We start from the raw sequence: 22,992 nt of genomic DNA on the forward strand, positions 1-22,992 counted from the left end.
GAACAGGGGGGAGCAAGGATGAGGGAAGCGGTAATTGTAGCGATGGCGAGAACTGCTGTCGGTAAAGCGAAGAAGGGCAGCCTGGCCCATGTCCGTGCGGACGATCTCGGCCGCACCGTGCTGGAGGCGGTTATGGAACGGGCTCCTGGCCTGGATAAAGGTGAGGTCGAGGATATTCTCATCGGCTGCGCCATGCCGGAGGGGGAGCAGGGACTTAATTTTGCCCGCATTATGGCGTTATATGCCGGATTTCCGGTAACTGTTCCGGCAATGACTGTCAATCGCTTCTGCTCCTCGGGGCTGCAGACGATCGCCCTGGCGGCGGAACGCATCATGCTGGGCCATGCTGACGTGATTATCGCAGGCGGCGTGGAGAGTATGAGCCATGTGCCCATGACCGGCTTCAAGGTGTCCCCGAATCCGCAGATCGTGGAGAAGCAGCCGGAAATTTACATGGCGATGGGTCATACCGCTGAGCGTGTTGCGGAGCGGTTCGGCGTTGCGAGAGAAGATCAGGATCGTTTTGCTCTAAGCTCGCACCGTAAAGCGGCGAAGGCGATCGCAGCCGGGAAATTTCGAGACGAGATTGTTCCGGTGCAGGTGGAGGAGAAAACCTTGGATGAGAGCGGGCATATCCGCAGCAGGACATTCGTTTTTGACGAGGACGAAGGGGTGAGGCAGGATACGACGCTTGAGGCGCTGTCCAGACTGAAGCCGGGCTTCAAGCTCGGCGGAACGGTAACGGCTGGCAACACGTCGCAAATGAGCGATGGAGCGGCAGCGGTCGTTGTGATGAGCAAGGAGAGCGCTGCGGCGAAGGGGTTGACGCCGCTGGCGACCTTCCGCTCCTTTGCGCTGAGCGGCGTGGAGCCGGAGATGATGGGCGTTGGTCCAGTCAAAGCCATTCCGAAGGCGCTGGCACAGGCGGGCATTTCGCAGAAAGACGTTGCGATCTATGAGATCAACGAGGCTTTCGCCTCGCAATGTCTGCATATTGTCCGCGAGCTAGGGATCGAGGAGGAGAAGGTCAATGTAAACGGGGGAGCGATCGCCCTTGGCCATCCGCTTGGCTGTACGGGGACGAAGCTGTCCGTCAGTCTGATTTCCGAATTGCGGCGGCGGGGCGGCGGGTACGGTGTCGTCTCGATGTGCATCGGGGGCGGTATGGGCGCAGCTAGCGTCTTTGAAGTGCATGGCAGGTAACAGGCAGTGCCCGAGTGAGTATTCAGAGTTTTGCATTTGCCGTCAAGTAGAAATCGGAAAGAAAAAGGAGCTGATAAAGGATGAATAACGATACGGTCAAAGCGGCGGACACAACACGGGAATCCGCACGTAAAGTGTTAGGCGGAGCCTTCGTGATTGAGGATCTGGACTGCCGCACAGTAACGACGCCGGAGGACTTCACGGAGGAGCACCGCATGATCGCCGGGACGACGGAGGATTTCGTGGCCACGGAAATTTTGCCGCGCGACGAAGAGATCGAGAAGCTGGACTATGAACTTACGGTGAAGCTGCTTAGAAAAGCAGGCGAGCTCGGACTGCTGGGCGCTGAAGTACCGGAGAGCTACGGCGGGATGGGGCTGGATAAAGTAAGCGCAACGCTGATCAATGAACGGTTAACGAAGGCATCTTCCTTCGCCCTCTCTGTCGGTGCGCATGTAGGCATAGGCACTCTTCCCATCGTGTATTTCGGGACGGAAGCGCAGAAGCAGAAATATTTGCCGCTGCTCGCGACCGGGGAGAAAATTGCCGCCTACTGCCTGACGGAGCCGTCCTCGGGCTCGGATGCGCTTGGCGCAAAGACGACGGCTGTGCTGTCTGAAGACGGCTCGCATTACGTACTGAACGGAACAAAGCAATTCATCACAAATGCAGGCTTTGCCGACGTGTTCATCGTATATGCCAAAGTTGACGGTAAAGACTTCAGTACATTCATCGTCGAACGCGAAATGGAGGGCGTCAGCATTGGGCCCGAGGAGAAGAAGATGGGCATTAAGGGCTCCTCGACCTGCCCGCTCATTCTGGAGGACGTGAAGGTGCCTGCCGATAACCTGCTCTGGGAGGTTGGCAAAGGCCATCTGATTGCCTTTAACATCCTGAACATCGGCCGGTTCAAACTGGCTGCCGGCTGCGTCGGCGCAGCGAAGGATGCGATCCAGCATTCAGCTCAATATGCCAATGAACGCTCGCAGTTCGGCCGTCCGATCAGCTCTTTTCCGCTTATTGGCCAGAAGCTGGCGGAGATGAACGTCCGCACCTTCGTCCTGGAAAGCATGGTGTATCGAACGGCTGGATTATTCGACGTCGGCCTCGCCGGGGTAGATCATCAAAGTGCGGATGTCGGCTACCAGTCGGCCAAAGCGATCGCCGAATATCAGCTGGAGTGCTCGATCAATAAGGTGTTCGGCTCCGAGGTGCTGGACTTCGTCGCCGACGAGGGAGTTCAGATCCACGGCGGCTATGGATATATTCAGGAGTATCCTATCGAACGGATATACCGCGACTCGCGGATTAACCGCATATTCGAAGGGACAAACGAAATTAATCGATTGCTCATTCCGGGAACGCTTGTGAAGCGGGCGCTGAAGGGCGAGCTCCCTCTAATGCAGAAGGCGATGGCGCTGCAGTCGGAGCTGCTCGGCATGACGCCGCCTGCTTCCTTTGAAGGGACATTGGAGCAGGAAGCCCATATGCTGGCTATGGCCAAGAAGATATTCCTGATGACAGGTGCGGGCGCGGTGCAGAAGTACCAAATGAAGCTGGAGCAGGAGCAGGAAATCCTGAGTCTGCTTGCCGATATGATGATTTCGATTTATGCGATGGAAAGCGCGCTGCTGAGAACCCTCAAAATTATGGAAACATCCCATGAGGCAAAGACGGAGCTTCCGGTCAAGATGACAACGTTGTTTATTCATGAGCAGTTCGGGCAGCTGGAAGGATGGGCGAAGGAGCTGCTGGCGGCGATGGAATCGGGGGATACGCTGCGGACGCAGTTGTCCGTGCTCAAGAAGCTGACGCGCAGAACGCTGGTCGACCTTATAGGCTTGAAGCGGCAAATTGCCGGAAAAGTTATCGCTGCCGAGAAATACGTTGTGTAACGAACATCCGAAGATAGGGGTGGACGGCAATGTCAAACAAACCTTGGTTGAGACATTATCCCGCTGAAGTACCACCGACCTTTGAATATCCTGCACATAATCTGGCAAAGTTTCTGGTAGATTCCGCAGCAGGTCATCCGGAGAAAATCGCTCTTGAATTTATGGGCGCCAAAATAAGCTACGGCACACTGCTTGATCACTGCTTTCGTTTTGCCAATGCACTGTTGAAGCTGGGTATTGGAAAAGGGGAGAGGGTAGCGGTCATGCTGCCCAATTGCCCACAGTCCGTAATCGCTTATTACGGGACTCTGCTGATGGGCGGGATCGTCGTCATGACGAACCCGCTCTATATGCCCCGGGAGTTGGAGCATCAGCTTAAGGATGCCGACGTCCGCTTGATCGTTACATTGGATGCGCTTGTCGCTCGCGTTAAGAATGCAATTGGCGTGGGCGGAGGCGGCTTAGACTATATTCTCGTCACCTCGGTGAAGGATTATTTGCCTTTTCCCAAAAACATGCTGTATCCCATCAAGGCCAAAAAGGACGGCATGTACGTGAAGATAGACTACGACCGCAGGGTGCTTTCTTTAAAAAAACTAATCAAGGGAGCTTCACCAGAGCCCTGCGAGGCTTCAGTGGACGGTGAAAAGGATTTGGCGCTAATACAATATACGGGTGGGACGACAGGCTTCGCGAAAGGCGTGATGCTGACGCACGCTAACTTAGTGGCAAATACGCTGCAGACACATCTGTGGTTCTACCGCGGCCGAGAGGCAGAGGAGAAATATTTGGCGGCGCTCCCGTTTTTTCATGTGTTCGGCATGACAGTGCTTCTGAATAAAGCGGTGTATATGGCCGGAACGCTAATTTTGATGCCGAGGTTCGAGGTAGATCAGATTTTGAAGGCGATTGATCGGCAGAGGCCGACCGTATTCCCCGGGGCGCCAACGATGTATGTGGCGATCATTAACCATCCGGATGTCCGGAAATACGATTTATCCTCCATCAATGTATGCATCAGCGGCGCCGCGCCGCTGCCGCTTGAGGTTCAGACCCGGTTCGAGGCATTGACAGGGGGCAAGCTGATCGAAGGTTACGGCTTGACAGAGGCGTCTCCCGTCACGCATGCCAACAACATTTGGGAGAAGCGGAAGAGCGGTTCAATCGGCATCCCCTTTCCTGATACGGAAGCCCGCATCGTAGTTCCGGATACGCTGGAGGATGTAAAGCCTGGCGAAATCGGCGAGTTGGCCGTGCGCGGCCCCCAGGTCATGAAAGGTTACTGGAACAGGCCGGAGGATACGTATAAAACGCTAAAAGAAGGCTGGCTGCTGACCGGGGATTTGGGGCGCATGGACGAGGACGGATTTTTCTACATTCTCGATCGGCGTAAGGACTTGATTATTGCGGGCGGTTACAATATATATCCCCGTGAGGTCGAGGAAGTGCTCTTCGAGCATCCCGACGTTGCCGAGGCTATTGTCGCCGGCGTATTCGACCCTTATCGCGGAGAAACGGTGAAAGCATACGTAGTCCTGCGCAGCGGAGCGGTGCCCGACGAAGCGTCACTGAAGCAATGGTGCAAAGAGAAGCTTGCTGCCTATAAAGTGCCCAAAATTTACGAGTTCCGCGACAGTCTGCCAAAGACGCTTGCCGGCAAGGTGCTGCGCCGCAAACTCGTTGAGGAAGAGAACGAGAAGCCGCAACTATGATCCCGGAAGAAGGGAGAAGCAGGTTATGAATGCAGATACAGAAGACAAGGACGCTTTGCAGCGTAATATTGAGAAATGGAATGCCATGGCCCAGAATACGTTTTGGGATTACCTGGGCTGCGAAATTGCGGAAATTCAGGAGGGAAAAGTCATCGTGACGCTGGACATTCAGCCTCATCATCTGAACCTCATCGGCATCGTCCACGGCGGAGTGTATGCCACGCTTGTCGATTCGGCGATGGGACTGACCGCCATGCTTGCGCGTCCTCATGACAGCGTCGTGACAACCAATCTCAGCATGAACTATGTTGCGAAGGCCGAACAGGGACGCATCTCCGTTACTGCTGAAATCGTACACAGTTCCCGCAAATCCATTTCGACCCAGGCTTATGCCCGGCTGGAAAATGGGGAGCTTTGCGCCTTTGGCAGCGGGACATTTCGCGTCATTAACGGAACGGGATAAATGCTCGCGATAAATAAACCGACCTTTGGAGCAAGGTCGGTTTATTGTTATTTGCTCCGCTTCTCCAGCCGATCGCGTAAATAGATGAGCTTGAATACCAGAAATATAATGATCAGGAAAAATCCGGCTGTCAGCACATCGATCAAAACCGCTTCAAAATAAATCGAAGGAATGGGCAACCATAGTTTGGCTGTTAGCAGGCCGGCAAAATATGCCGTCAAAATGACCAGGGTATCGACAAGGGGAATATACCACTTCTGCCCCCGTCTCCAGTAAGTTCTCGAAACGACAATGCTTAATACGGTTAAAATGCAAACCATCGGCGAAGGCGAGCTGTCAGGAAACATTTCTTCCTCAATCGGCCAATAAGGAACCCACAGCATGGCAATGAGAAATAGGGAGAGAAGGACCCCTGCGAACAACGGGCGGAAAATCCGCCGGTCATTTGCAGCATGCCGCTGCGCCTTGTGCTGCTTCATATCGGTACTTTGCCAAATTGGAATATTTCTGCGTTGTCTTGTTTCAATGTCGGACAAGGCGTCCATGGAGCTTAACAGCGTTTTATCGAGCTCATGGTACCCCGCAGCATAGTCCTGCGCTGAAGCTTCGCTGACATTTTGGAGCGTATGGTATACGGGGACGTGATGCTCCCAGAATTTATGCACCCACTTCGCCAGATCGCTGCGGCTTCCTAAACCAAACAGAGCATAATCGACATTTCCGTGCTCGTCCTGCCATTTCATAATAATTTGTGCACAGACGACATAATAGCCGGGTGTGTTAGATCTTCCGGAAGAGACATACTGCGTCTTGCGGGCGATAAGAACCTCCTGCATGCGCTGGAACGGGATCAAATGCTCGTGTTCATGGCCGCTTTTTATATTTTTGAAGTAGGTATAATAGCCATCGTTTCGCAGCTCGCTGATTATTGTAAAATCGGTATGCAGTTTGCTCCCCAGGATCATCATGCGCGTTGCCCATACAATGACGACTCCTACGAAAATGCAAAGCACCGCTCCAAGCCCTTCTTTTTCAAATATAAAATAGCCCCCGAGCACAAACGCTCCCGCTCCGATCAGCGCGATAACGGTAATAATGATAGTATGGGCATATTTAGCCCACTTCGGAATTTCATTGGAGTATTTCAAGTTTTCCTTATTGCGCATTTCAATCAAATCGATGCACTCCCTGGCAATGTGATAAATGTTATATAAATGATGTTATACGAGTATGCACTGGACTGGTTTCGCAAGTATTGAAAGATAGGACTATAGTCTTTTTTAAACTGTTGTGAAAATTTCGAAGCAGACGAAATGGGCACGGCTTGACACGAAATAGCAAAAGGCCTATTCTTTTTGTATACCCCGAGGGGTATTGCGGAAAGATTCTTGGATAGAGCGGAGGGAATACAATCGGAACAATAACGCTTGGGCCGCTAATGTTAAGAGCGGATTTGCTCATTTTTTTGCTGTCGGCCGTCATCGGTTACAGCGTTCTAAGCATCCGGCTGCGTCATCGGGAAGAGGGCCGCTGGATCAAGGATTCTTACGTCACTGCTCTGGGAATCGGATTTTTCTTATGGAAATTCAGTATGCTGATTTTTGATCCGCTAGAAGCGCTTGCGAATCCCCTGTCGCTGCTGTACTTCTCGGGAGGTCAAAGGGGCCTATGGCTTGGCGCGCTCGGGGGGATGGCCTACCTTGCTTACAAAGGCTATAGAAATCGGCCGTTGGTTCAACTTCTTGTTAAATCATCAGTTTTGGCATTTGCCGCAGTACAGGCTGCCAGGTTCACGATGTTCTTTTTGTGGGAAGGCTCGTTAGGCTGGAAGCTGCCGCTTTGCGCGCTTCTATCTCTAGTCCTGTCGATTGCAGCCTGGTTGAAATTCGATTTCCCGTTAAGCTCCTTCGCGCCGCTCGTTTTGTGGTATAGCATTGGCTCTGCCGTTTTTCCCTTTCTGGACGGGAACCGCCATATCGTGTTGGCCGGTTTTTCACTGGAGCAGCTGTTATTCATTCTCTTGGCGGTAGCGATGCTCGTCTTGGATTCAATAGGGAGTCGCCGGAATCGCTCACGCTAAATCCAAACGATTATGACCGAAGTCAAAGGAGGCAGTGAAATCAAATGAGAAAAAACTGGATCGCAATCATCGTGCTTCTGGGCTTGATCGGTTGGGGTGTGTATGATTACATGAATAGAGCAAATGTCAACCCGATAACGGCTGGGGAGTCAGCCATGGAGGATGATTCCATTCCAATCGGCTTGAAGGTCGGCAACCGTGCACCGGATTTCACCTTGTACAATCTGGATGGAAACGAGGTGAAGCTAAGCGATTATCGCGGCAAGACGGTGCTGCTTAATTTCTGGGCTAGCTGGTGTCCGCCATGCCGGCTGGAGATGCCTCATATGGAGAAGTTTTACGCGAAATATGCGGATAAGGATGCGGTTGTGCTGGCGGTCAATATGACTCACTTGGAAGAAGGCAAGGAACATGTGAAGTCTTTCCTCAAGGATTTCGGCTTGACGTTTCCACACGCGCTTGATGAGACGGGGCGCATCGCCGACCAGTATCAGGTCATTGCCTATCCAACGACCTATGTGCTCAATGACAAAGGCGTAATCACCCAGAGATTTCAGGGAGCGATCGATTATAATATCATGAAGGAAGCATATTCGAAGGCGGTGAAGTAGCCGCTGAAGGAAGAGTTAGGAGGGAAATAATGCGTAATCACGATAATGACGCTGCGGTTCTGTCTCCTCACTTATATTCGCTGCTAAACGGGACAGATTTGCCGGATAAACAGCATGTGGCCTTTATGCTGCTTACCGTTACAGAGCAAAATTGGCCGCATACGGCAATGATCAGCGCAGGCGAAATCGTCGCTTTAAATCCGTCCACACTTAGGCTCGGTTTATGGGAAAATACGGTCACGACGCGCAATATGACCCGCACAGGACAAGCGATGCTGGTCGTGATTTCGGGCGAGGCCGCATGTTATATCCGGTTATCGCTAAGGAGACTGCCTGATCTTGCCAATGCCAAGCATCCGCGAACCCGCTTTGAAGCTAAAGTCGCGGAATGCCGGGAGGACATTGCGCAATATGCCGACATTATTTCCGGCGTGCAAATTCGGCTGAAGGAGCCGGAGACAGTACTGCAGCGTTGGGAGGAGACGATTGAGGAGCTGAAATCTTAAAAAATTGGTACATTTATAATTGTTTGACAGTGCTAAGGGGCCACTTCGGGAAGAAGTGGTTTTTTTCGTGATCTGAGTACTTCGATTCATTCTCTTAAACTATCAAAAGTTGGTAAAATACAATTAAACTTCCAGAATAATAGCTCTCTGGTCGTGGTAAGCCCATACCCTGTTTCTTGGAGGTGGTCAAGGAGCGTAATGAGGCATGATCCTGCTTTAAATCGCTAAAAGAGTACCGGCCATCATGAATTTCTCGAATGTCTTGTTCATCAAGTACAGTCATACATTCTTAAATCCTGGAGGAGAGAATGATGAAAAGAACAAATGTACTGTGGAACCAAAGGATATTCACCTTGATCTTAACTATGACGATCGTATGGACTTTGCCGGCAGCACAAGCTGCGGCTGCTGAAGCGACGGGGACTCTGGAATGGGAACGCGCTTTGGGAGCAAATCTGAAATTGCTGGATGTGTCCGAATATGGGAATGGGTATTCGGTGGTCGGCTTGAACAAGAGTACTAATTTCGTGTATATGGCGAAGCTTCATGCTGACGGAACGGTTTATTGGGAAGAGGAGCTGCCGCTGATTGCCGCAAACGGCAAGCGTGCTGTACCCGAGGCGGCAGGTACAACGAAGGACGGAGGCTATATTGTAGGGGCCACCGTAAGTGGTATTCATTATCGGTATAGCGATTATTATGCGGCCAAGCTTAACGCTGAAGGCAGGATAGAATGGACTAATGAATACTTATCCGGGTCTCATGCTTCCTTTAATTACATTCATCAGGCTGAAGATGGAGGTTATTTATATCTGAATAATACGGAGGTGTATCTGGCCGATTATTCCAAGACTTCCGCAGGGAAAATGGATGCTGATGGCAAGGTACAAATAGAGAAGACCCTTGCAAGCGGAAGATTCACTTCACCATATGCCCGGCAGATCCTTGAATTAAAGGATGGCAGTTACCTGGTTGTCGGAGGCAAGGATCAAATTTTATATACATGGAGATTGGCTGAAGATTTTAGCATTGTTGATGAACAGGAATATACGGAGCTCTCTACGGGAAAAGCCGCAGCTACTGCTGATGGAGGCTACACGCTGGCCGGAGTAACGCAGCAGGGCTATGTCAGGTTGTACGAAAACAGCGGCCATCAAGAGAGCAATGTCGTCCAACTTAATTTGACGGGGCAAGTCCGCTCCCTCTATGAGACGGTGGGCGGAGGTTATATATTGGGAACTTCTCAAGGCGTATATCAGACAGATTCAGATGGGAATATATTGCAGGCTTATGAGGTCAGCGGCCTGGATAAGGCCATTCCGACTTCAGACGGCAACGCCGTCGTTCTCGTGGAGGGAAGAATCATCAAGCTCGGCAGCGTCCAGTCATTACAGCTGGACTCCAGCGAGTATAGCGTGAACATCGGGCAGCCGATCGATGTAATCGTGACTTATTTCGAAGGAGCTGCGCCGCTTAATGTTACCAAGGAGAGTTCGTTCCGCACCAGCGATCCATCGATTGCATATGTGGATGAGGAAGGAAACCTTATTGGGGTGAAGCGGGGGCGGACAATGTTAACGGTGACCTACAATGGACTTGAAGCCAAGGCGACTGTTGATGTGTATTAATAGTGCCAGAGCCAGGGATGTGTTAAAGAATGGAGGAATAAGATGACATTTGCACTCCGGTTGAGAAAAGTGTACGGCTTGCTCATATTGGCTGCAATCCTTGTGGCAAGCTTCGCGTCTGAAACGGCAATGGCTGCAAGCGGGCACGAGCCAGTCCAGGAATGGGAGCTTGATTTTAGCGGCACCGGCATAAAGATATTCGAGATCTACGAGACGGATCAGGGTTATACGATCATTGGAACGAAAAATAAACAGCAAGCCTTTTTGGCGAGGTTGAACGCAGAAGGCAGCGTCATGTGGGAGAAAACGCTGGATCTCCGAACCAGCGATGGGAACCAAGTCGTTGTCACAGCTGCGGATTATACGCGCGACGGGGAATACCTGCTTGGCGGCACGGTCCCTGGATATGATTCCTATTATTATATAGCCCGGACGGATGCGGATGGGATTATCCTCTGGGAGAAGGAAGAGTTCAGCCGCGATTATGTCGAATTTAACGAGATTCGGGAGACATTCGATCAGGGAATTATTTATTCTTATAATTCGGGCCAGTCCACCGCCTATATGGTGAAGCTTGACGCCACAGGAGATGACCAGTGGAAAAATGAGCTTACCATGACGAAATACGACCCTAACGTGTCCATAGAATCCGTTCGTCCGGCGGCAGATGGCGGCTATATTTCCGGGGCTTTCCGCAGCGGCAGTTATATGCTGTGGAAGCTGAGCGCCTCGGGTCAATCTGAATGGATCAACTATTATGGCGACGGGATCGGGTGGGCCGTACCTGCGCCAAATAACGGCTATGCCATCGTTAATTATGATCGCTGGCTCAATCAATCCGTTCTGATTATAGGCCAATTTAATGGGCAGCAGTTGACCAAGGAGCTCGGCATGAACGGCACAGCAAGGTCAATTGAGTCGGCGCTGGCCGGCGGTTATCTGATCGGCCTCTCCAATGCGGTTATTGCCTGCGATGCACAGGGGAACGTAACATGGAGCAAGCCGACAAGCCTGTTGACAAAAGCGCTGCCGACGCATGACGGTGGAGCCGTATATATCGCCTCGTATGAGAAGGTGGTGAAGCTTACGGGCAGTTCCGGACTCTAACCGAATTTCGAACAACGATCAGACACGATACCTAGCAACAGCGAACAGTCACTATTATTCTTATATCCCCGGAGGAGAGAATTATGAAGTACGCTTCAATGACTGATGTAAGCCGAAGAGTGGTTCTATGCCTGCTTGCTGCTGCGCTGATTTCTCTACGGCCGTCCGCTTTGCATGCAGCGACATCTTCTGATGAACCGCCAATCGTGGAATGGAGCCATAAGTATAGCGGTTATACCAAGATTTTTCATCTGAATGAAACGGCAAGCGGATATGATTTGGCAGGGGTGGCTTTAAGGGACGCGGTGAATTTATCGAAGGTGGATCAATCCGGGCTGCTTCAGGGCAGCAGAACGTTTTACTTAACTGGAGATAACGGTAAACGCGTTACGATTACGTCGGCGGCCCCTACCCGGGACGGCGGGTTTATTCTAAGCGGAACCTATCCCGAATTTTATTATTTCGACTGGATTCCTTATGTAGCCAAGGTTAATCCTTCCGGAGAAGTGGAATGGAGCAAGGATTTGGCCAGAGATGTGGGTTACGCCGAGCTGTATGATATTCGGGAGAATCCCGATGGCAGCTTCATTTACGCTGCAGTGAATTCAGGTGAACCGATGACCCTCATTGCCGGCAAATGGAACGAGCACGGTCAGCCCGTTTGGGAAACGACGCTAAAGACCGGCAGCTTCGTTGAATTATGGAATATGGATACGTTATCGATCGAGCAGTCGCCGCAAGGCTATTATTCAGTGATAGGCTGTAATCGCGGAAAGCTGGACATTTGGAATTTAAACGGGGCGGGGGATGTGATTTGGACGAAAAGTTATGGCGGCGTCAAGCCTTCTGTTGGCATTCCTCTCAAGAATGGCGGATATGCTATCGCCTCTTCCGATTATTTTACGGATATGACATTAACCGTTACGGACGCGCTGGGTGAGACGCTGTGGACTCAAAACTACGGGGTTCAGGGCAAGGTTCTATCCGTGGAGCAGTTCGATGATGGCGGATACTTGATCGGAACGGTAAAAGGAGCGGTAAAGACGGATGAGGGAGGCAGACTCGAGTGGGCAAAAACGGATGTGGACCGGGTACTCCGGGTTGCGGCTACCCGTGAAGGTACCGTAATATTGCTTACAGAATACGGCAACATGATTAAGCTGTCTGCACCACCGCGATCCGAAAAAGTCAAATCCTTAGCCTTTGATTCGGACAGCTATAGCCTGAGCATCGGCCAAACGCTGGATACAGTGGTCACCGCTGTATACGGTCAGGGGGAGGTTCACAATGTCAGCGGGCAAGTCCGGTATTCTTCCGCAGAGCCCGATATCGTTGCCATAGACTCCGATGGCAACATTACAGGGCTGCGGCATGGCGTTACAACGATTAGCGCCGAGTTGTCCTGAAGACGAGTGCAGAAGTATATGTTTACGGCTCTGCACCGATAGACCGGCTGCAGCTGGATTCCGGAGAATACAGTCTGATCGTGGGCCAGACGCTGGATTTGGCCGTAATCTACAATCGAGGCGGGCAGCACCGTATGACCGTTACCGGGGATAGCGTTATCACGGTATCTGATTCAATGATTGTTGCTATAGATCCCGAGGGGAATATGACCGGCATAAGAGAGGGACGGACGAGCGTTACCGCTGCTTATGAGGGATTGGAAGCCATGGCGGACGTTGTGGTATACAAGTGAATTAAGCCCATCGTTTGTTCGCGTTGGACAAACGATGGGCTTATTTTTTGCTGGGCGCAGATTTACTGCTTCATGGTGCAAATGCTGGAGCGTATTTTATTTCCCGCTGGTTTTGTCGTCGTCGACGAACGCCACGGGCTTGCCTACCCATTCATCGGCTTGCGGCTCAATGTCAACGCCGCTTTCGATTTTTTTCTTCTCGGCCAAGGAATCGCCTTTCTCGTCAAGCTTGTTGCGGATTTGATCCTCAGATTGGTGATCCATTATGGTAGCCTCCTTCTTTTCGGCATAATTGATGCTGTCCCTATTTATAGTTACCCTTAACCGGGCATTACAAACATGATCCGTAAGAAGAGCGCAGCGAATCGATAAGGAGCTCCATGAACTGTTTAGCCCCGACGGATAAAGACACATCTCGCCGTGTCGCTACGGAAATAGAGCGCAAGGGGATCGGCTCGGCGATTTGCAGCTCGAACAGCGTCTCGTCGCGCAGCTCCTCGGCAGCAAAGGCGCGGGCGACGAAGGCGGCTCCATAACCGCGCTTGGCGAACTCGATCAGCATATCCAGGCTCCCAAGCTCGATGTCGACCTGAGCTTCGATCCCGTAATCATGCAGCCATTTCTCCACGAAATGCCGCGTGCTGCTGTCTTTGGAGAACAAGAGCAGGGGAATTTGGTTTAGCCCGCTGGCGGTCATCTTCTGTCCGGCGAAATGGCGGTAGGCAGGTCCGACGACGAAAACATGCTGTTGTGAAATAAGATGGCTGGAGACCAGCCTATCATCGCTGAGCGGCAAGTGAACTAGTCCGATATCGATGTGACCATCAAGAAGCTGGCTTTGAATGTCGCTGCTCTTTCCTTGGGATAAACGAATTCGGACATCCGGATACCGGCTGTGATACTCATCCAATGCCGGCAGGAGAAGATGTTTGATCATCGGTCCGCTGGCGCCGACGCGAAGCTCGCCGCTGGATAAATTTTTAAGGTTGGCAATTTTCTCTTCCCCTGCTTTGAGTAGCGCGAAGGATTGCTCGACATACTCAAGCAAGGCGCTGCCTTCCGGTGTCAGCTGTACGCCTTTGGAGAGCCGGTCAAACAATTTGACTTCGAGGCGTGATTCCAGCTGCTTGATGGCGTAACTGACCGAAGGCTGCGTAATATGCAGCTGCTGGGCAGCTTTGGTCAAGTTGCCGAGGCGTGCGGTATGCAGGAAAATGCGATACAGCTCAATGTTGACTTGATTCATGGAAGCCATTGGATCCATTTGCGCTTCACCTTCTAGATCTATTTTGTTCATACCGTTCAAATTGTTGAGACATAGATAGAGTCTATGTCAAAGGATTAGTTTTTGAATTTCATTTATATCAATGAACAAATTATAATGAGAGATATAAGAAGATGTCAACATTGAGCGAATGAGGGAGAGATCGACATGGCAGGCAATACATTTGGAGAAGTATTCAAGATTACGACGTTTGGCGAATCGCACGGGGCGGCCGTTGGGGTTATCGTGGATGGGGTCACACCGGGAGTGGAGCTGACCGAAGCTTATATCCAGGCGCAGATGGATCGCCGTAAACCGGGCCAATCCTCGGTGACTACGCCGCGCAAAGAGTATGACATCATAAGCATTAAATCCGGCATGTTTGAAGGGAAGACGACGGGTACGCCGCTTTTTATCATGCTCGAAAATAAAGATATGCGGCCAGAGGCTTACAGCGACATCCAGAACGCTTTCCGCCCCGGGCATGCTGACTTCACATATTTGCAAAAATACGGCATTCGCGATCACCGCGGCAGCGGCCGGGCTTCCGGCAGAGAGACGGCGGGCCGGGTAGCCGCCGGAGCGGTAGCGCGCAAGCTGCTGGAGCATCGCGGCGTGCAAGTGGTGGCTTATACGAAGGAGCTTGGCGGAATCCGCTGTGAGACCTACAACGAGGAGATCATTGAGCAAAATGCAGTACGGGCCTGCGATCCCGACGCGGCCGTGCGGATGATTGAACGGGTGGAGCAGTTGGCAGCCGCGGGAGACAGCTGCGGCGGCATCGTGGAATGCCGGATTCGCGGCGTGAAGGCTGGGCTGGGCGAGCCGGTCTTCGATAAGCTGGATGCCGAATTGGCCAAGGCAATGCTCTCGATTGGCGCCGTTAAAGGCATCGAGTTCGGCGCGGGCTTTGCTGCAGCGGACATGCTGGGCAGCGAGCATAACGATGAGATGAATGCTTCCGGATTTTTGAGCAATAATGCCGGCGGGATTCTCGGCGGAATCAGCACGGGCAACGAAATCGTGTTTCGTATCGTCGTTAAGCCGACCTCATCGATTTCTGTTCCGCAGCAAACGATGAATGTTCGGGGCGAAGAGCAGCAAATTATTACGGAGGGCAGACATGACCCAAGCATCTGCCCGCGGATTATTCCGGTAGTTGAAGCGATGGCTTGCCTAGTCCTGGAGGATCATTACAAACGGCAGGCTGCGATGCTTGGATAAGCAGAAACGGCAGCCCTTTAAGGTTTATGTAGCTTGCGTTGATGATGCGTGCAAAGCAAGCTCCAGGAAAGCCTGGGCTTGCGAAGGCAGAGGGTCGCCCGCGCGCACGCAGCATGAAATAACGTTGCCGGCCTTGAGCTCGCCCGCCTCGATGCGTACTAACGCTCCGCTGTTGACGTATGAGCGGGCCTCGATGGCCGAAATGAAGGTAATACCAAGACCGGCCAGCGCAGCGCGCAGCGCCTCTTGGGGCCCATTTACCCGAACCGCGGGCAGCGGTTCGGGTATTTCTGCTGCCCGGCAGAGCGACATCAGCGCCTGAAGCGTATAGCTCCCCGGTTCCCTTAATATAAAAGGGGAGGCGAACAACGCGGCCGGAGAAATGCTTCGTCCGGCAAGGGGATGATCGCGATGCGCTACGAACCATAATTCGTCTTCATGAACCGGGATGAAGTCGATGTCCGCCGGAAGCTGCTGATGCGAGCCGCCAATCCAGGCCATATCGGTCTCATAACGAAGCAGCTTGTCTAGTGCAAACTGCAAATTTCCAGACACCATGCTGATTTGAACCGCGGCGTGCGATCGCTGATACTGCGCGAGCCAATCAGGCAGCAAATAATTTGCCGGCAAATAAGTAGCTGATATTTTCAAGCTGCCAATGCTTCCTCGCTGATAGGCAATGCACTGCCTATCGATTTCGGCTTCGAGGGCAAACAGCCGGTCCGCCTGAGCCGCCAGCCATTTCCCCGCATCGGTCAATACTATATTTCTTCCTTCCAGACGCGTTAAACGCATTTGCAATTCCTTCTCCAGCTTGCGAAGCTGCATCGTCACTGCCGGCTGGCTTATATTAAGCTCTTCGGCCGCTTTGCTGACCCCTCCGGCTCGTGCAATCTCATAAAAAATGCGTAAAGCATGGATATTCATAGGACATGTCCTCTCTTATATATAAATAATACTTATTCATTCCTAAATTATATATATTATATTTATTTCTTGCCGTCCATTATTGTAGTCTTATTAACACAAATCCATGGGAAGCGAGGAGAGGTTTGAATGGGGAACGGGAATGGCCGGGAATACACGCTGCGATGCTTGGAGTGCGGGGGAGAGTTCGGTGGACAATGGCGGATCCGCTGTTATTGCGGTGGAATTTTGGAAATATGGCGGGATTTAAGCGGCTTGGACGGCGAACGGTTAAGGCGGCTTTTTGAACAGAGGCTGCTTATAGAGCGGGGTACAATCTATGCCAGCGGGGTGTGGAGATATAAAGAGCTGATTGCCCCGGAATTGCCGGAGAAGGTGTTGACGTCAAGGGGAGGGGAACACGGGACTGTATTTCTCACAGGTCTGTACAGCTTATGCCGGCTTTAGAGAGTTGAAGCTGAAGGCGCAGAGCGAGAATCCGAGCGGCTCTTTCAAGGACAACGGCATGGCTGCAGCCGTTTCGCATGGTTTATCTCTAGGGTGTAGTGTTTTTGCCTGTTCATCGACTGGAAACACCTCGGCATCCCTGGCCATGTATGCAGCCTGGACTGGGAGCTTCTCCCTAGTCTTTGCGCCAGCCAGCAATATCTCTCCGGCAAAAATCAGTCAGTCCACCGCCTACGGGGCTCAGATTATTAGGTTTGATGGCACTTACGACGACGGGGTAGCCTTCTTGGAAACATGGGGCGACAATCTTGGATTGTATGTGTGCAACTCGCTGAATCCCTATCGGATCGAAGGACAGAAGAGCATCGTCTACGAGCTGGCGCAGCAGCTGCAATGGAAAATGCCCGAATGGATTGCAGTTCCGGGAGGCGCTCTCAGCAATGTGTCCGCGCTAGGCAAAGGTTTGGACGATTTATGGAGCCTTGGCATGATTGATAAGCTGCCTCGTATCGCGCTTGTACAGGCAGAGGGAGCTAGTCCCTTTCATCGGATGGTAGAGCATAAAGGGATGACGCTTGTGCCCGAGCCTAATCCTGTCACCCGAGCCAGTGCCATGAATATCGGCAATCCGCCCAGTTGGCGGAAAGCCTTGGCTGCACTGGAACTAACGCAAGGGGTGACGGTAGCAGTCAGCGATGAAGAAATCATGCTGGCCAAGCGGGTCATTGACCGCAGCGGAATCGGCTGCGAGCCAGCCTCTGCCGCCACGCTGGCCGGGTTGAAGAAGCTTAGAGCGAATGGAACTATTGATAAAGAAGAGACAGCCGTGGCGATACTAACCGGTCACATGCTAAAGGATGTCGCAGCGCTGGAAGAACTATATAGTGAGGAAATCACGCATATGCCCGGAGGAGAGCTTTTATCGCCAGAAGCTGTCAGAATCGCTCTCAATGTATTTAAATCGGTTTAAGGTTGCTCTAAAATTATATATTTATGGGAAAATATAGAGAAACTTCCAGCGTGGTTCGTAGTCTAATTATATATGTTGAACCAGGAGGTGGTAAAATACGAGCTTGTCCATTTTAAATATTAAACAGGATAGGAGGAGAGGAGTAATTTAGAAGCATGAACTAAGATAGTTCAGCACGTTAAGAATACTAGCCAATACGGGGCTCATTTGTACTGCAGCTTCTGCGAGCATCAATCATTTAAAAAGACAGCAGGCGTTCTACTTAATTCAAATATTCTATTCTACTGGAGGAATGAAATATGAATAAACGCCTTAATCGCAAATGGATTGTATGGCTGCTGACTGTTATGCTTCTTGCTGTTGTTCTGCCGGCAGGGGGGGCTGCCGCTGCAAGCAATGAAGCCGAATTGGAGTGGGAACGGACTTTAAGTAAGGACATTCGATTCATCGATGTGAAGCAGACGGAGGACGGATACTCCCTAATTGGTTCTTATAAACAAAGCTTTGACTTGTATTTAGCTAAGACCGACACAGAAGGTTATTTATACTGGGAGAAATTTCATGAGGCAAACTCCGAACCCGGCCGAAGATATCTTCCAGGAGCTGGCACCACTACACCGGACGGAGGATATTTAATTGGCGGCACTGTCGGAATTGGAAGGGAACGGAACAGCCCGTTTTTTATCGAAAAATACGATACCGAAGGTAACAGTGTAGCATATATACATCTCACTGGCGGTACCTCTCCGGGTTTTTCAGATATTCGGCTCGCAAAGGATGGAGGGATACTATATGCCAATAATTTGGGGGGCTGGTTTAATATTCATGACAGAGCTTTCGCCGGCAAAGTTACGGATCAAGGAGAGACGGTATGGTCGACCAAGCTTGGCGATACATTTGCGAGTTTCGGATATCATTCCGACAGATTGATTGAATTGACGGACGGAAGCTACCTGGTGGAAGGATATAACGGTTACTATAGAAATCAATACGTATGGCGGCTCGATGCAGAGGGTCAGATCCTGGAAACACAGGAATATCAGGGGCTTATTAGCGGAGCGGCGCTTGCAACGGATGATGGAGGATACATCATTTTTGCCACGGATGCCGAGACAAATGAAGTTGTATTCCTTAAAAATACAGCCTCACACGAGACGGAGCTGTATCTCCCGCTTTCTTTTAAAGGAGAAGTGAAATCCCTTGAGGAAGCAGCGGATGGCGGTTATCTGGTAGGTACGACAGAAGGCATTTATAAGACGGATGAAAACGGAAATGTGCAATGGCAGCGAGCGTTGAGCGAATTAAGCAAGCTGGCTCCTACAACGGACGGAGGAGCTGTTGTAATTGCGGGTCAAAAGCTGCTGAAATTCAAAGGGGCGACTGAGGAAGCTCCTTTGGAAGATGGCCTGAGCTTTGACTCTAACGCTTACTCGCTGGTCGAGGGGCAGAGACTCGATACGGTAGTGACAGCTGTGTATGGCGGAGCGAAGAGCGATGTCACCGGACAAGCTGCGTATACCTCGGAAGATGAATCTATTGTTTCTATTGATGAGGATGGCAATCTGACGGGGCATCGTCTCGGTCAAACGAAGATTAGGGCGGTATTTGACAACATGTCGGCAGAAGCAACCGTCTTTGTCGTGAGGACGTACAAGGCTGTTCTGTTGGACTCTGCGGAATATAGTGTTAATATCGGCCAACCGCTGGATATAATCGCCTACTATCAGGAGGGCAACAAGCTTACAGACATTACGGCCGAGAGTTCATTTGAAGTCAGTGATCCGTCCGTCGCTCGAATAGAGGATGGTCACATTATCGGGTTAAAAATAGGGCGAACCGCTTTGAAGGTGACTTACAGAGGCTATGAGGACACAGCGATTCTTGATGTATATTGATCATCCTTGATGCCATAATGAGAAAGAACCGGGGGGAGACCCGGTTCTTCTTTTATTTCAGCTTGAATACGTACTTTTTACTATGGTTATCATATAGGCTGCGGTTCTCGAATTGCAGACTGCCATCCCCGGTCTCACCCAAAAAGACAAGATTATCGCCATGATAAGGGACATCGTTCATTTCGGCATATTCAAGTTCTTCGCCGCTCAGCAACTGCTGATACAATAAGGTTGCCGAGTTATCCTTCAAGTTGATCAATGTCAGATGCCCGCTTAGATTCGGGCGGATTAGCAAATAGGATGAGCTTACAGCTAGAACGGAGTGGTTCTCGTCTTTGCCGGTAAGCTTAGGCAGATCATATTCCCGGATGATCTGGCCATCGGCGTCAATGATTGATAGCAGCTTGCCATCGGTGAGAACCGCATTCCCATCTTGATCCACTACGGCATTTTTCTCATAACGCTGGAAATAATAAGCTTTACTCTGGCTGATGACCTGATTGTCTTTGATAAAGGCCGTGTACACATTCGTATGGACATGTGGTTCTCCATAATTGTCTTCAACCGTAATGATATAGCTCTGCTGGGCGCTTGGCAAGCTATAGGCGCTGATCGTCGTGAATTCTTGAATATCGACATTCAATTGACCCACGTGTTCCGGTTTTGCTTCAAACGGGTAAGCAAAATATAAATCGCCTGTGTTCTTATTCAGCCATATGCTTGTATTCACGCCAGCTCCCTGAACATAGGGCGATTTTTGGGATAACGAAACTGTTTTCTTGGCGGCACTCCACTCTACGCCAGCTCCTATCGCTTCCGAGAAGAAGCGGATGGGCACGAAGGTACGGCCGCTGCGTACGATAACCGGAGAATTCAGCTTCACCGTTGTACCGTTAACGGTTGCAATGGAAGCATTTAGTTTCATGGACACAACACGATTGGGATAGGTCATCGTCACGCTCTGATCCTGTGCGTTCCAGAATACGACGCTGCCCAGCAGCTCGCCGATATCCCTAAGCGGCAAATAGACCGAGTCTTTGTAAAATAGTGGCGCAGACGAAGGTGAATATTCCTGGCCGTTAAATAACAGTTTGATACTCGATTTCGAATTGTTGCTGCTTGCCGCTGCGGCAGTTGCTGAGGCCGAGGAAAAGGCGATCGGGGCGATGGACAACATGGCCGCCAGTCCGATCATTACAAGTTTGGATGAAGCTTTTTTTGTGATATTCATGGGGTTCTCCTTCCATCGGAATTTGGAATGATTGCGTCGAATATTTGGACGATTTGTTTGGAAAAAAGTTGCACGCATGCATGCAAACCTTCGCTGCCCAGCCTCAACCGTATTTACGCTGAAGGTGGTTATTGACAAAAAGTTTAATTGTAACTATACTGATTACAGCATTTGTAACTGATGTGATTACAAGTTTTTTTGCGTGATATATATTTAGACGGAAGGGGCCCTACATATGGCACAAATTATTCACCCGCAGGCGGAGATTGGCCTGGTTCGTTTGAAGGTGCAAAACTTAGAGCGCTCAATCGCATTCTATAAAGAGGTAATTGGGCTGAAGTTATTGAAGCAAGAGGGCAATGTGGCCGAGCTTGGTACTGACGGGCGCCATGCGCTCGTAGTTCTGGAAGCAAACGACAGCTATCGCATATCGGCTAGCCGCTCTTCCGGTCTTTATCATTTTGCAATATTACTGCCCGACAGAGTGTCGCTTGGCTTGGCGCTGCGCAACTTGGCCAAGCACAATGTTTCAGTCGGTCAGGGCGATCACCTTGTAAGCGAAGCTCTATATCTGAATGATCCGGACAATAACGGGATAGAAATTTATGCGGATCGGCCGCGGGAAACCTGGCAGCGCAGCGCTAACGGGGAGTATGTGATGACGACAGATCCTGTGGATATTGAGGGACTGCTGCATATATCCGAACAGGCGCGGTGGCAGGGGCTCCCTGCTGAAACGGTAATTGGCCATGTCCATTTTCACGTTGGCGATCTCCGGCAAGCTAAGCATTTCTACTGCGATGTGCTCGGCTTCGAGGTTACGGCTCATTACGGCTCGGCTGCATTGTTCATTTCCGCAGGCGGCTACCATCACCATATTGGGCTTAACACCTGGGCAGGAGCGGGTGCGCCGCCTGCGGCTGCTGATGCAACCGGCTTGGCGTATTACACCGTAACACTGCCTCATCAGCAGGCGCTGGCCGAGGTGGAAGCCCGGATTATAGAAGCAGGCTTAGCATTCGCACGCGTAGAAAATGCCATTACAGTAAATGATCCTTTCGGAATCCAAACACAATTAATTGTAAAAGGTTAATAACTCACCGACGAAAAACACTGAGGCACCAGGAAGCTGTACGTTCCTGAGCTTCGGTGTTTTATTAATGAGGAGCTGTAGCCTTGGACTTCATCCGGCCCATTATTCGATATGGAAAGTTATGACTTTAGCCAATGTTGAGACCATTGTTCTATTTCATTAAAAATGGGCTCAAATGCTAAACCTTTATCCGTTAATGAATATTCAATCCGCACAGGAGTTTCCGGATAAATTTCTCTTTTGACTATTCCCTCGTTCTCTAAATCCTTTAATCTCTCTGAAAGCACTTTGCCGCTTATTCCGATTGCCGTTTCAATATTACAAAAGCGCTGCGGGCCAGATAATAACTGATAAATTATCAATCCAGTCCATCTTTGGCTTAATAAACTCATAGCTTGTTCAAATCCCGGACAAATTGATTTATCCAATCGAATCTCCTCCTTATATCCTTAGTATATCACTTTCTACAAGTTTCAACATTACTTTTACATAATTACACACTTGACGTATGCAAGTTATATAAATATAATAACTTACATAAAGTAACCAACTGATAAATTGAATATTCGTCTTCCGGTTTGTTCGGTTGGCATCATGATGAAGGAGTGTTTAGTTAATGGTAAGAAAAGATGAGTTGGGTTTGACATTGTTAAGGTTGATTTTAGGCATCACATTCTTGATACACGGGCTTGACAAATTCCAAGGCGGGATTGCCAATACTGCGGCCTTTTTCGAAAGCTTGGGGATGCCTGGTTTTGCTGCCTATGTTGTAGCGTTAGTTGAATTGTTAGGCGGAATTGCAATGATATTAGGGCTTGGAACAAGAGTTGTCGCCGGTCTATTCGCGATCATCATGGCGGTTGCAATCCTTAAAGTAAAACTTGCCATAGGCTTCCTTGGCAATGGACAAATGGCTGGATATGAGCTGGATTTGATTTTACTTGTAGTTTCCGTTTATCTCGCTTTGAAAAGTAAATCCTTCTTAGCATTAGACAATATTCTTTTCCGGACGAAAAAAGATTAAAAGGGGGATGTAT

23 protein-coding genes are annotated in these 22,992 nt (G+C 50.5%); 17 read left to right on the forward strand and 6 right to left on the reverse strand.

Translation table 11 applies throughout. From position 1 onward, the window contains the following. Positions 1 to 18: 18 nt before the first annotated feature. The 4 genes from GNP95_RS12270 (at position 19) to GNP95_RS12285 (ending at position 5,273) form a co-directional block, all read left to right on the forward strand. Entirely contained in the window at positions 19 to 1,203 is a 1,185-nt protein-coding gene (locus GNP95_RS12270; protein ID WP_155611147.1) for an acetyl-CoA C-acyltransferase, read from the forward strand. Positions 1,204 to 1,283: 80 nt separating this feature from the next. Continuing rightward, entirely contained in the window at positions 1,284 to 3,098 is a 1,815-nt protein-coding gene (locus tag GNP95_RS12275; protein WP_155611148.1) for an acyl-CoA dehydrogenase family protein, read from the forward strand. A 29-nt stretch (positions 3,099 to 3,127) separates the two neighbouring features. Further along, positions 3,128 to 4,810, forward strand: a complete 1,683-nt coding sequence (locus GNP95_RS12280) for a long-chain-fatty-acid--CoA ligase (protein ID WP_155611149.1) — start codon at positions 3,128 to 3,130, stop codon at positions 4,808 to 4,810. A gap of 25 nt (positions 4,811 to 4,835) precedes the next feature. Beyond that, the gene (locus tag GNP95_RS12285) at positions 4,836 to 5,273 is read left to right on the forward strand and encodes a PaaI family thioesterase (protein WP_155611315.1); all 438 of its coding nucleotides are present in this window, start codon (positions 4,836 to 4,838) and stop codon (positions 5,271 to 5,273) included. A 47-nt stretch (positions 5,274 to 5,320) separates the two neighbouring features. Here the strand turns inward: GNP95_RS12285 and GNP95_RS12290 are convergent, their stop codons facing one another. Further along, positions 5,321 to 6,439, reverse strand: coding sequence for a hypothetical protein (locus GNP95_RS12290; RefSeq protein WP_155611150.1), 1,119 nt, complete (start codon positions 6,437 to 6,439; stop codon positions 5,321 to 5,323). A gap of 272 nt (positions 6,440 to 6,711) precedes the next feature. On the opposite strand from GNP95_RS12290, the gene GNP95_RS12295 reads away from it, so the two are divergent. The 7 genes from GNP95_RS12295 (at position 6,712) to GNP95_RS12325 (ending at position 12,904) form a co-directional block, all read left to right on the forward strand. Beyond that, positions 6,712 to 7,353 carry a hypothetical protein gene (locus GNP95_RS12295; RefSeq protein ID WP_155611151.1) on the forward strand — a complete coding sequence of 214 codons (642 nt, stop codon included), beginning with the start codon at positions 6,712 to 6,714 and terminating at the stop codon, positions 7,351 to 7,353. A 44-nt stretch (positions 7,354 to 7,397) separates the two neighbouring features. After that, complete coding sequence (locus GNP95_RS12300; RefSeq protein ID WP_155611152.1) at positions 7,398 to 7,964, forward strand: peroxiredoxin family protein; 567 nt, start codon at positions 7,398 to 7,400, stop codon at positions 7,962 to 7,964. Between the two features lie 29 nt (positions 7,965 to 7,993). Continuing rightward, positions 7,994 to 8,470, forward strand: a complete 477-nt coding sequence (locus tag GNP95_RS12305) for a pyridoxamine 5'-phosphate oxidase family protein (protein WP_155611153.1) — start codon at positions 7,994 to 7,996, stop codon at positions 8,468 to 8,470. A 308-nt stretch (positions 8,471 to 8,778) separates the two neighbouring features. Continuing rightward, on the forward strand, positions 8,779 to 10,098 hold the full coding sequence (locus GNP95_RS12310; RefSeq protein WP_230873784.1) for a hypothetical protein: 1,320 nt from the start codon (positions 8,779 to 8,781) through the stop codon (positions 10,096 to 10,098). A gap of 42 nt (positions 10,099 to 10,140) precedes the next feature. Continuing rightward, positions 10,141 to 11,205 carry a hypothetical protein gene (locus GNP95_RS12315; RefSeq protein ID WP_155611155.1) on the forward strand — a complete coding sequence of 355 codons (1,065 nt, stop codon included), beginning with the start codon at positions 10,141 to 10,143 and terminating at the stop codon, positions 11,203 to 11,205. A 98-nt stretch (positions 11,206 to 11,303) separates the two neighbouring features. After that, positions 11,304 to 12,611: an Ig-like domain-containing protein gene (locus GNP95_RS12320; protein ID WP_196427159.1), complete on the forward strand. Its 1,308-nt coding sequence runs from the start codon at positions 11,304 to 11,306 to the stop codon at positions 12,609 to 12,611. 80 nt (positions 12,612 to 12,691) lie between these two features. Then, positions 12,692 to 12,904, forward strand: coding sequence for a hypothetical protein (locus tag GNP95_RS12325; protein WP_155611157.1), 213 nt, complete (start codon positions 12,692 to 12,694; stop codon positions 12,902 to 12,904). A 96-nt stretch (positions 12,905 to 13,000) separates the two neighbouring features. On the opposite strand, the gene GNP95_RS25775 is transcribed toward GNP95_RS12325, so the two are convergent. Together GNP95_RS25775 and GNP95_RS12330 are read right to left on the reverse strand one after the other, a co-directional pair. Further along, complete coding sequence (locus GNP95_RS25775) at positions 13,001 to 13,168, reverse strand: hypothetical protein (RefSeq protein ID WP_196427160.1); 168 nt, start codon at positions 13,166 to 13,168, stop codon at positions 13,001 to 13,003. A gap of 67 nt (positions 13,169 to 13,235) precedes the next feature. Continuing rightward, positions 13,236 to 14,168: a LysR family transcriptional regulator gene (locus GNP95_RS12330; protein WP_230873785.1), complete on the reverse strand. Its 933-nt coding sequence runs from the start codon at positions 14,166 to 14,168 to the stop codon at positions 13,236 to 13,238. 168 nt (positions 14,169 to 14,336) lie between these two features. Between GNP95_RS12330 and aroC the strand changes: the two genes are divergently transcribed. After that, the gene (gene aroC / locus GNP95_RS12335) at positions 14,337 to 15,392 is read left to right on the forward strand and encodes a chorismate synthase (RefSeq protein ID WP_155611158.1); all 1,056 of its coding nucleotides are present in this window, start codon (positions 14,337 to 14,339) and stop codon (positions 15,390 to 15,392) included. A 24-nt stretch (positions 15,393 to 15,416) separates the two neighbouring features. Here the strand turns inward: aroC and GNP95_RS12340 are convergent, their stop codons facing one another. Next, positions 15,417 to 16,319 (reverse strand): LysR family transcriptional regulator, encoded by a 903-nt coding sequence (locus GNP95_RS12340; protein WP_155611159.1) that lies wholly within the window; start codon positions 16,317 to 16,319, stop codon positions 15,417 to 15,419. A gap of 129 nt (positions 16,320 to 16,448) precedes the next feature. Between GNP95_RS12340 and GNP95_RS26730 the strand changes: the two genes are divergently transcribed. The 3 genes from GNP95_RS26730 (at position 16,449) to GNP95_RS12350 (ending at position 19,631) form a co-directional block, all read left to right on the forward strand. After that, positions 16,449 to 16,766, forward strand: a complete 318-nt coding sequence (locus GNP95_RS26730; protein WP_413773742.1) for a hypothetical protein — start codon at positions 16,449 to 16,451, stop codon at positions 16,764 to 16,766. Continuing rightward, positions 16,726 to 17,736, forward strand: coding sequence for a threonine synthase (gene thrC / locus GNP95_RS12345; protein WP_413773746.1), 1,011 nt, complete (start codon positions 16,726 to 16,728; stop codon positions 17,734 to 17,736). The genes GNP95_RS26730 and thrC overlap by 41 nt, the downstream gene beginning before the upstream one ends. A 299-nt stretch (positions 17,737 to 18,035) precedes the next feature. Then, entirely contained in the window at positions 18,036 to 19,631 is a 1,596-nt protein-coding gene (locus GNP95_RS12350; RefSeq protein ID WP_155611160.1) for an Ig-like domain-containing protein, read from the forward strand. A 52-nt stretch (positions 19,632 to 19,683) separates the two neighbouring features. Here GNP95_RS12350 and GNP95_RS12355 read toward each other — a convergent pair whose 3' ends face one another. Beyond that, positions 19,684 to 20,862 (reverse strand): copper amine oxidase N-terminal domain-containing protein, encoded by a 1,179-nt coding sequence (locus GNP95_RS12355; RefSeq protein WP_196427161.1) that lies wholly within the window; start codon positions 20,860 to 20,862, stop codon positions 19,684 to 19,686. A gap of 235 nt (positions 20,863 to 21,097) precedes the next feature. On the opposite strand from GNP95_RS12355, the gene GNP95_RS12360 reads away from it, so the two are divergent. After that, entirely contained in the window at positions 21,098 to 21,955 is an 858-nt protein-coding gene (locus tag GNP95_RS12360; RefSeq protein WP_155611162.1) for a VOC family protein, read from the forward strand. A 119-nt stretch (positions 21,956 to 22,074) separates the two neighbouring features. Here the strand turns inward: GNP95_RS12360 and GNP95_RS12365 are convergent, their stop codons facing one another. Continuing rightward, a complete protein-coding gene (locus GNP95_RS12365) occupies positions 22,075 to 22,383 on the reverse strand; it encodes a winged helix-turn-helix transcriptional regulator (RefSeq protein ID WP_155611163.1) in 309 nt (102 codons plus the stop codon). Positions 22,384 to 22,571: 188 nt separating this feature from the next. Between GNP95_RS12365 and GNP95_RS12370 the strand changes: the two genes are divergently transcribed. Then, on the forward strand, positions 22,572 to 22,979 hold the full coding sequence (locus GNP95_RS12370) for a DoxX family protein (protein WP_155611164.1): 408 nt from the start codon (positions 22,572 to 22,574) through the stop codon (positions 22,977 to 22,979). The last annotated feature ends 13 nt before the right edge of the window (positions 22,980 to 22,992 follow it).

Source organism: Paenibacillus woosongensis, from assembly GCF_009725165.1.
Classification (GTDB): Bacteria; Bacillota; Bacilli; order Paenibacillales; family Paenibacillaceae; genus Fontibacillus; species Fontibacillus woosongensis.